General features: G+C 67.8%; 11 protein-coding genes and 1 pseudogene. 5 read left to right on the forward strand and 7 right to left on the reverse strand.

Features of this window, described 5'->3' with window-relative positions; all coding sequences use genetic code 11:
- The 3 genes from ACRDUX_RS14385 to aroA all read right to left on the reverse strand — a co-directional run.
- The coding region (locus tag ACRDUX_RS14385; protein WP_526414701.1) for a class I SAM-dependent DNA methyltransferase at window positions 1–373 on the reverse strand (373 nt) is incomplete at its 3' end.
- A gap of 5 nt (window positions 374–378) precedes the next feature.
- On the reverse strand, window positions 379–1,362 hold the full coding sequence (gene rsgA, locus ACRDUX_RS14390) for a ribosome small subunit-dependent GTPase A (protein ID WP_526414702.1): 984 nt from the start codon (window positions 1,360–1,362) through the stop codon (window positions 379–381).
- 3 nt (window positions 1,363–1,365) lie between these two features.
- On the reverse strand, window positions 1,366–2,640 hold the full coding sequence (aroA, locus tag ACRDUX_RS14395; protein WP_526414703.1) for a 3-phosphoshikimate 1-carboxyvinyltransferase: 1,275 nt from the start codon (window positions 2,638–2,640) through the stop codon (window positions 1,366–1,368).
- Window positions 2,641–2,685: 45 nt separating this feature from the next.
- Here aroA and ACRDUX_RS14400 point away from each other — a divergent pair, with 45 nt between their 5' ends.
- A complete protein-coding gene (locus ACRDUX_RS14400) occupies window positions 2,686–3,465 on the forward strand; it encodes an SOS response-associated peptidase (RefSeq protein ID WP_526414704.1) in 780 nt (259 codons plus the stop codon).
- Here the strand turns inward: ACRDUX_RS14400 and ACRDUX_RS14405 are convergent, their stop codons facing one another.
- Genes ACRDUX_RS14405 through ACRDUX_RS14415 form a run of 3 tightly spaced genes read right to left on the reverse strand, consistent with a single transcriptional unit; the run spans window position 3,466 to window position 5,644 of the window.
- The gene (locus tag ACRDUX_RS14405) at window positions 3,466–4,242 is read right to left on the reverse strand and encodes a class I SAM-dependent methyltransferase (RefSeq protein ID WP_526414705.1); all 777 of its coding nucleotides are present in this window, start codon (window positions 4,240–4,242) and stop codon (window positions 3,466–3,468) included.
- 52 nt (window positions 4,243–4,294) lie between these two features.
- The gene (locus ACRDUX_RS14410; RefSeq protein WP_526414706.1) at window positions 4,295–5,143 is read right to left on the reverse strand and encodes an SDR family oxidoreductase; all 849 of its coding nucleotides are present in this window, start codon (window positions 5,141–5,143) and stop codon (window positions 4,295–4,297) included.
- A gap of 9 nt (window positions 5,144–5,152) precedes the next feature.
- Window positions 5,153–5,644: an aminoacyl-tRNA deacylase gene (locus ACRDUX_RS14415; protein WP_526414707.1), complete on the reverse strand. Its 492-nt coding sequence runs from the start codon at window positions 5,642–5,644 to the stop codon at window positions 5,153–5,155.
- Between the two features lie 211 nt (window positions 5,645–5,855).
- Here ACRDUX_RS14415 and ACRDUX_RS14420 point away from each other — a divergent pair, with 211 nt between their 5' ends.
- Together ACRDUX_RS14420 and rsrA are read left to right on the forward strand one after the other, a co-directional pair.
- Window positions 5,856–6,506, forward strand: a complete 651-nt coding sequence (locus ACRDUX_RS14420) for a sigma-70 family RNA polymerase sigma factor (RefSeq protein ID WP_526414708.1) — start codon at window positions 5,856–5,858, stop codon at window positions 6,504–6,506.
- Window positions 6,503–6,817 carry a mycothiol system anti-sigma-R factor gene (rsrA, locus tag ACRDUX_RS14425; RefSeq protein ID WP_526414709.1) on the forward strand — a complete coding sequence of 105 codons (315 nt, stop codon included), beginning with the start codon at window positions 6,503–6,505 and terminating at the stop codon, window positions 6,815–6,817. Before ACRDUX_RS14420 ends, rsrA begins: the two co-directional genes overlap by 4 nt.
- On the opposite strand, the gene ACRDUX_RS14430 is transcribed toward rsrA, so the two are convergent.
- A complete protein-coding gene (locus ACRDUX_RS14430; RefSeq protein WP_090355725.1) occupies window positions 6,814–6,906 on the reverse strand; it encodes a 50S ribosomal protein bL37 in 93 nt (30 codons plus the stop codon). The two genes, rsrA and ACRDUX_RS14430, sit on opposite strands and share 4 nt — an antisense overlap.
- Before the next feature lie 148 nt (window positions 6,907–7,054).
- Here ACRDUX_RS14430 and ACRDUX_RS14435 point away from each other — a divergent pair, with 148 nt between their 5' ends.
- Both ACRDUX_RS14435 and pdtaS read left to right on the forward strand, forming a co-directional pair.
- Window positions 7,055–7,270 carry a biotin/lipoyl-binding carrier protein gene (locus ACRDUX_RS14435; RefSeq protein WP_526414710.1) on the forward strand — a complete coding sequence of 72 codons (216 nt, stop codon included), beginning with the start codon at window positions 7,055–7,057 and terminating at the stop codon, window positions 7,268–7,270.
- 37 nt (window positions 7,271–7,307) lie between these two features.
- Window positions 7,308–8,086: pseudogene (gene pdtaS / locus ACRDUX_RS14440) on the forward strand (two-component system sensor histidine kinase PdtaS); the annotation flags it as partial.

Genomic DNA, 8,086 nt, shown 5'->3' on the forward strand with positions numbered 1-8,086 from the left:
GCGAGTCGGGCACGTGAATGGTCGAATACCATGCGCAGACACCGCCGACGCTCTCATCGGGCAGATCGAGATCCGTCATCGAACCAACGGTGAACTCGAGGTCGGGGTGGCGCGACCGGGCCTGCGCGATCATGTTGGGGGACAGATCGATTCCGACGGGCAGCGAACCAAGGTCCCGCAGGATTGCGGTGGTCACACCGGTACCGCAGCCGACGTCGGCAATGGTCCGATTGCCAGTGGCGGCCACCAGATCGGCGAACGCGGCGAGCGTCGCACGCTCGATGGGCCTGGTGTCGAGGAGGTGCTCGAACATCGTCGCGAACTCGGCGGCCGCCGAGTCGTACCCGGTGCGGGTGCGTTCGAGGAAGTCCACCGGAGCTAGTCCTCGTTCATCGCGGTCAGGAGTCGACGTGCGGCGACCACCCGATCGGCCGCGTGGCCGGTCAGGTTGTCCAGCGCGCATTCGGGGTCAGCGGGCGGGCCCATGTGACCACACCCGCGCGGACAGTCCTCGATGGCTTCGGCGAGATCGGAGAACGCCATCATCACGTTGGCCGGTGCGATGTGGGCCAGGCCGAACGACCGGATGCCCGGGGTGTCGATCACCCAGCCCGAACCACGCAGTGGCAGGGCCACCGACTGTGTCGAGGTGTGCTTGCCCTTGCCAACGCCGGACACCACGCCTACGGCGCGACGGGCATGGGGGACGAGGCGGTTCACCATCGTCGACTTGCCGACCCCGGAATGCCCAACCAGCACCGTCGACTTGCCTGCGAGCAGGCTCTCGACGGTGTCGAGACCGTCGTCGCGGCCCGCAGTCACGACCTGCAGGTCCAGACCGGCGAACTGCGCGGCGAACGGTTCGGGCGGCGCCAGGTCCGACTTGGTCAGGCACAGGATCGGCGTCAGCCCGCCCGTGTAGGCGGCGATCAGGGACCGCTCGACGAAGCCAGTGCGCGGCGGGGGATCGGCCAATGCGACGACGATCATGAGCTGATCCGCGTTGGCGACGACGACGCGCTCGGTCGGGTCCGTGTCATCAGCGGTGCGGCGCAACACCGTTCGTCGCTCACCACGGCGGACGATGCGGGCCAGCGTGTCGGGCTTGCCGGAGAGGTCGCCGACGATGTCGACCTCGTCCCCGACGACGATGGGCGTCCGACCCAGCTCTCGGGCGCGCATCGCGGTGACTCGACGGTCGGGGTCACCGCCGAGCGCGCATCCCCACCGGCCGCGGTCGACGGTGACGACCATTCCCGCTTCCGCATCGGCGTGCTCGGGACGGATCTTGGTACGCGGCCGCGAACCCCGACCCGAGCGCACCCGGACGTCGGATTCGTCCAGGTAGTCACCGGGTCTCAAGCGTCAGCTCCCCGCCAACACGTTCGCCCACATCCCCGGAAAGTCGGGCAGGGTCTTGGCCGTGGTGCCGATGTCCTCGACTTCGACGCCTGGCACCCTCAGTCCGACGATCGCGCCCGCGGTCGCCATCCGGTGGTCGGCGTAGGAGCGCCACACGCCGCCGTGCAGCGGCGTTGCGGTGATCGTCAGCCCGTCCGCCGTCTCCTCACAGTGCCCGCCGAGGCCGTTGATCTCCGCGGTCAGCGCTGCCAGCCGGTCGGTCTCGTGTCCGCGCAGGTGTGCGATACCGCTCAGGTGCGACACCGACCCGCGCTCGGCCAGTGCGGCCAGCGCTGCGAACGACGGTGCCAGTTCGCCGACGTCGTGCAGGTCGACGTCGAACCCGCCGTAGCCTTCGGAACCCGTCACTTCGAGGTGTGAATCATCCTGCTGCACAGTTGATCCCACTGTTCCCAGTAGGTCGATGATGGTGCTTGCGGGTTGGACGCTGACGCGGGGCCAGCCGGCGATGCGGACAGTGCCCGCCGTCACCACGGCGGCAGCCAGGAACGGAACCGCGTTCGAGAGATCGGGCTCGATGACCCAGCGCCGCGCCGCAATCGGTCCTGGGCGCACGTGCCAACGGTTCGCCTCGCCGTCGTCGACGATGACGCCCGCCTCGCGCAGCATCGACACCGTCATCGCGACGTGTGGCGCCGACGGCACGGAGTCGCCGGTGTGCACCACTGTCAGTCCCTCGTCGAACGTCGCGCCCGACAGAAGCAGACCCGAGACGAACTGCGACGAGGACGACGCGTCGATGTACACGGTTCCCCCGGCCACCGAACCCTCGCCGTGCACCAGGAACGGCATCGCGTCGCCGTCCAGGCGGACACCAAGCCCGCGCATCCCGTCCAGCAGGGGAGCGATCGGGCGACCGCGGGCCTGCTCGTCACCGTCGAACGTGACGACCTCGCGGCCAAGCGCTGCGACCGGAGGGACGAAACGCAGCACCGTGCCTGCCAAACCGCAGTCGATCCTGGCATCGGCCGCGGGGGCGATCGCGCCGCTGACCGACAGTTCGGTACCCGCACCCTCGAGTGACACGCCCAGCGTCCGCAGCGCGCCGATCATCAGGTCGGTGTCGCGACTGCGCAGCGCACCGCTGACGGTCGACGTGCCCCCCGGAGTGGCCAACGCGGCGAGCACCAGCGCCCGGTTGGTCTGCGACTTGGAGCCAGGTACCTCGACTTCAGCGTGTACGGGCGTCGTCGTCGACGGTGCCTGCCACGTGCTCATGGCCTACATCCTGCCTTGTCGGCAACTTCTGCAACCATGGGATGCATGTGTGGGCGATTCGCGGTGACGACCGACCCGGCGCTGCTGGCCGAGAAGATCAAGGCGATCGATGAAAGCACGGCGGCGACCAACGCGGAGACTCCGCCGGGTCCGAACTTCAACGTGGCCCCGACCACCACCATCACCTCGGTGGTCAAGCGGCACGCCGAGCCCGACGACCAGTCGACCCGACGCGTCCGCCGTATGCGGTGGGGGTTGATCCCGCCGTGGGTGAAGTCCGGCGAGGACGGCGCGCCGGACACCAAGGGTCCGCTGTTGATCAACGCCCGCGCCGAGAAGGTCAGCACCTCCCCGGCGTTCCGCAGCAGCGCGAAGGCCAAGCGGTGTCTGATCCCGATGGACGGTTGGTACGAGTGGCGGCCCAACGCGGAGAACGTCGGGGGCAAGAAGTCGGCCAAGACGCCGTTCTACATGTACGGCGCCGACGGTGAGCTGCTGTTCATGGCGGGGCTGTGGTCCACCTGGCGGCCGAAGGAGGCTCCGAAGGACAGCGCGCCGCTGCTGAGCTGCACCATCATCACCACCGATGCCGCCGGACCGCTGGCCGACATCCACGACCGCATGCCGCTGACCGTCAGCGAGCGCGATTGGGACCGCTGGCTGGACCCGGACGTACCCATCGACGAGGGCCTGCTGCGAGGGCACGGCGACCTTGATCGCATCGCGATCCGGCAGGTCTCGCGGCTGGTCAACAGCGTCCGCAACAACGGGCCGGAACTCATCGAGCCCGCCGAGCCAGAGTCCGAGCAGGCGACGCTGCTCTAGCTACCGGCGGTTGGCGGTGACCACCACGTAGGGCGCATCGACGTGGACCCCGTTACCGTCCGCGTGGTCGGCGAGGGCGTCGCGGAATGCGGACGTCAGCCGGGCGTGCTGGTCGTCATCGACGCGACCGAAGACGTCGACGTGCATCGGCGACTCCTCGACCAGGAAGTGCAGCGCGGCGTCGACCGACGCGAACGCCCAGGTGAGGGTTCCCTCGGTGATGTCGACTTCGGCGAAGTCGGCGGCCAGGCGGCGCTCCACGATGGCCGGATCGCCCCACTGATCGGGGGAGAACCCCCTGCTGGGCGGAGCCCCTAGCACGGCGACGATCGGGTCGAAGAAGGGATTGCTGACGTCGCGTCGCCACGACGAGAACGCAAGCACACCAGCGGGTTTCAGAAGCCTACCGAGCTCGGTCGCCTGCCGGTCCGGATCGACGAAGATGATGCCCATGTTCGACACCGCGACGTCGAACGAGTGCTCGGGCAATCCCGTGTCGGCCGCGTCGGCGGTCACCCATTGCACCGCCTGCCCGGTGGCGGTGGCCTTCTGCCTGCCGACGTCGATCAGCTCGGGTGTCACGTCGACGCCGGTGACCAGGGCGCCACGGGCGGCTGCCGCCAGCGCGGCGCTGCCGGTACCGCAGGCGAGGTCGACGAGCGCGGCCCCGTCCAGCGGGCGGCGGCGGTCGGCGGCTTCGACGGTCTGCCGGGCGATGGTCTCGATGCGTTCGGCGACGGACTCGTAGCGGCCGCCCGCCCAGAGGGAATTGCTCACGGTGCCAGGGTAGTTCCGTCGACGTGCCGGCAGTGTCGGCTCCGACTCTCGGCTAGGGCCCCGAATAACCGGGCGGGTTGGGGTTCTCGACCCACAGGTCCACGCCGAGCTCCGAGCCGGGCACGCAGTCGTACACCGACAGATCGGTCACGCCGGATTCCACCAGCACGTCCTCGCACAGCACCGCGTTGCCGGTGTACTCGCGCGCCGGCTTGTTGAAGATCACGTAGGCGGCGTCGGCGTACACCTCGGGCTTGCGCGCGCGAGCCATCGCCTCAGCGCCACCCAGCAGGTTCTGCACGGCCGCGGTGGCCACCATGGTCCGCGGCCACAGCGTGTTCGACGCGATGCCGTCGGCGCGCAACTCCTCGGCCATGCCGAGCCCGCACAGTGTCATTCCGTACTTGGCCATCATGTACGCGGTCGGCTTGAGCCACTTCGACTCGAGCAGGATCGGCGGCGACAGTGTCAGGATGTGCGGGTTCTCCCGACCCAACATGTGCGGGATGCACGCCTGCGAGACGGCGTACGTGCCGCGGACGTTGATGCCATTCATCAGGTCGAACCGCTTGAGCGGCACCTCGGTGATGGAGCCGAGGTTTATCGCGGAGGCATTGTTCACGCAGACATCGATGCCCCCGAACTGCGCAACTGCCTGCGCCACTGCGGATTCCACCGATTCGCCGTCGCGGACGTCGCCGAGGATGGGCAGTGCCTGACCGCCGGCAGCCTCGATCTCCTTGGCCGCCGTGTAGATGGTGCCCTCGAGCTTGGGGTGCGGTTCGGCGGTCTTGGCGACCAGCGCGACGTTGGCGCCGTCGGCGGCGACCCGCTTGGCGATCGCCAGTCCGATACCGCGGCTGGCACCGGAGATGAACATGGTCTTCCCAGTGAGCGACATGCGCCCACCCTAGGACGCCAGGATGTCCGCAGTGACGGCCTCGGTGAGACGAATCAGATCGGCAGGTGACAGGGCCACCTCCAGGCCTCGTCTGCCCGCGCTGCACAACACGCGGTCCCAGCCAAGGACGGAGGCGTCGATGACGGTTGGCAGCGGCTTGCGTTGACCCAACGGCGAGATGCCCCCAAGCACGTAACCGGTGGACCGCTCGGCCGAGGCGCGATCGGCCATCTCGGCCTTCGGCACGCCCAGCGCGGCCGCGGCGGCCTTCAGTGACAGCTTGTGGGGCACCGGCAGGACGGCGACGGCCAGCCCCTTCGGCACCGCGATGACCAGTGTCTTGCAGATCTGGTCGGCGGATGCACCCACGCTTGCGGCCAATTCGGTGACGGCTTCGTCCCCGAAGGACTCGTTGCGCGGGTCGTGCTGATAGCGCAGCACCTCGTGCGGAACACCCGCGCTCACCAGGGCGGCGATTGCCGGGGTCGCTGCACGGGCCATCGGGCCACGATAGCGACGGCAACCGGGGAACACTGCTCCCGCGCCCGCTGTTGAACTGGTCCGATGGGCGTCGGCCGACGACTGCGTCGGCCTCAGCCTCTAAGATCTAAGGGAAGGTGACACCTTGGTGGCAACGGCCTGCCTAGAACGACCGGTGGATTTGCCGGAAACGTTCTTCGGTGCAGCGACAGAAGGGACGGTGTCGACTCAGATGACCGATCTCGACGGGTCAGCGCCCGCCGCGGCCGAAGAGCCAGCCGTAGAGACCGACGCGGAGCTGACAGCTCGGTTCGAACGAGATGCCATTCCGCTGCTGGATCAGCTGTACGGCGGCGCGCTGCGCATGACCCGCAACCCGGCGGACGCCGAGGACCTGCTCCAAGAGACGATGGTCAAGGCGTATTCGGGGTTCCGCTCGTTCCGTGCCGGTACCAATCTCAAGGCGTGGCTGTACCGGATTCTGACCAACACCTACATCAACAGCTACCGCAAGAAGCAGCGTCAGCCCGCGGAGTATCCCACCGAGGAGATCACCGACTGGCAGTTGGCGGCCAATGCCCAGCACACGTCGACGGGCCTGCGGTCTGCCGAGGTAGAGGCGATGGAGGCCCTGCCCGACACCGAGATCAAGGCTGCCCTGCAAGCACTGCCCGAGGAATTTCGGATGGCGGTGTACTACGCCGACGTCGAAGGCTTCCCGTACAAGGAGATCGCCCAAATCATGGATACTCCCATCGGGACGGTGATGTCCCGACTGCACCGCGGTCGCAAGCAGCTTCGTGAACTGCTCGCCGACGTTGCGCGGGATCGCGGCTTCATCCGAGGTCCGCGTCTCGACGAGCCCGAAGAGGTGTCCTCGTGACCGACGATTTCTCCCGCCAGGAAGAGCACACGTTCCGGCCGCCGGTGGGCCCCGTTGACCCCAATCATCCCGAGTGCGCTTCAGTGATTGCCGAGGTATGGACGCTGCTCGACGGTGAGTGCACCATCGAGACCAGGGACAAGCTGAAGCATCACCTCGAGGAATGCCCGACGTGCTTGCGGCAGTACGGGGTCGAGGAGCGGGTCAAGCGACTGATCGCCACGAAGTGCAGCGGCGACAAGGCGCCCGACTCCCTGCGGGCGCGGCTGCGCATCGAGATCAGCCGCACCACCATCATCCGCGGCGGCTAGCGCACCGACTTCGAGCCGGCGTTGGGGCGCTTGCCGTGGTTCGCCTTCGTGTGCTTGCGGTCACGCTTCTTACGACCACGCTTGGCCATGATGGTCCTCCATTGAGTCAATTGCTTACACAGGAGTATCTCACGCTCGCGCCACTGCAATCCAATCCCGGCCGTGTGGTTCGATAGACCCGCAGGCACCGCGTTGTGCAGTCCCGACAGGCGGCTCTAGAAGACGAGTGGGGTGAAGATGGCCGAGGATGTTCGCGCCGAGATCGTGGCCAGTGTGCTCGAGGTCGTGGTGAGCGAAGGCGATCACATCGGCGAGGGGGACACCGTCGTGCTTCTTGAGTCGATGAAGATGGAGATCCCGGTGCTCGCTGAAGTCGCAGGAACGGTGACCACGGTCAGCGTCTCCGTCGGTGACGTCATCCAGGCCGGCGATCTCATCGCCGTGATCACCTAGGGCGCCGGCGCCCCAAGGCCGAGCCAAACCGCAGCGAATGTCGACCCTCGGTGACCTGCTCGCCGAGCACACCATGCTGCCCGGCACTGCCGTGGACCACCTGCACGCAGTGGTGGGGGAATGGCAACTGCTCGCCGACCTGTCCTTCGGCGACTATCTCATGTGGGTCCACCACGACGACGGTTCGCTGGTGTGCGTCGCGCAGGTCCGCCCCAACACCGCTCCGACGGTGCTGTTGGCCGACGCAGTCGGGACCGTCAACACCGCAAGCGACATGCCGGTCGTCGTCGCGGCATTTCAGTCCGGGCACATCGGTCGCGAAAGTGATGCGGGACAAGATCATTCGCCCGAGGGTCAGTGGCTCAACGTCGAAGCCATCCCCGTCCGGCACAGCAATCAGGTGGTGGCCGTCCTCACCCACCAGACGGCGCTGGCGGACCGCCGCAAGGCCAGCCCGTTGGAGCGCGCGTACCTCGACTGCGCCGGTGCACTCCTGCACATGCTGTCCGAGGGCACCTTCCCCAACGTCGGCGACCTGGCCATGTCACGTTCGAGCCCGCGCGTCGGCGACGGATTCATCCGGCTCGACGGCGGTGGTGAGATCAGCTTCGCCAGCCCCAACGCCATTTCGGCCTATCACCGGATGGGGCTCAACGCCGAGCTGGAGGGCCACAACCTCGTCTCCGTGACGCGTCAGCTCATCTCGGACCCGTTCGAGGCGCAGGAGCTGGCGAACCACGTGCGTGATTCGCTTGCGGGCGGGTCGAGCATGCGGATGGAAGTCGACGCCGGGGGAGCCGCGGTGCTGCTGCGCAC

It is taken from the genome of Mycobacterium sp. (genome assembly GCF_050701675.1).
GTDB lineage: Bacteria > Actinomycetota > Actinomycetes > Mycobacteriales > Mycobacteriaceae > Mycobacterium.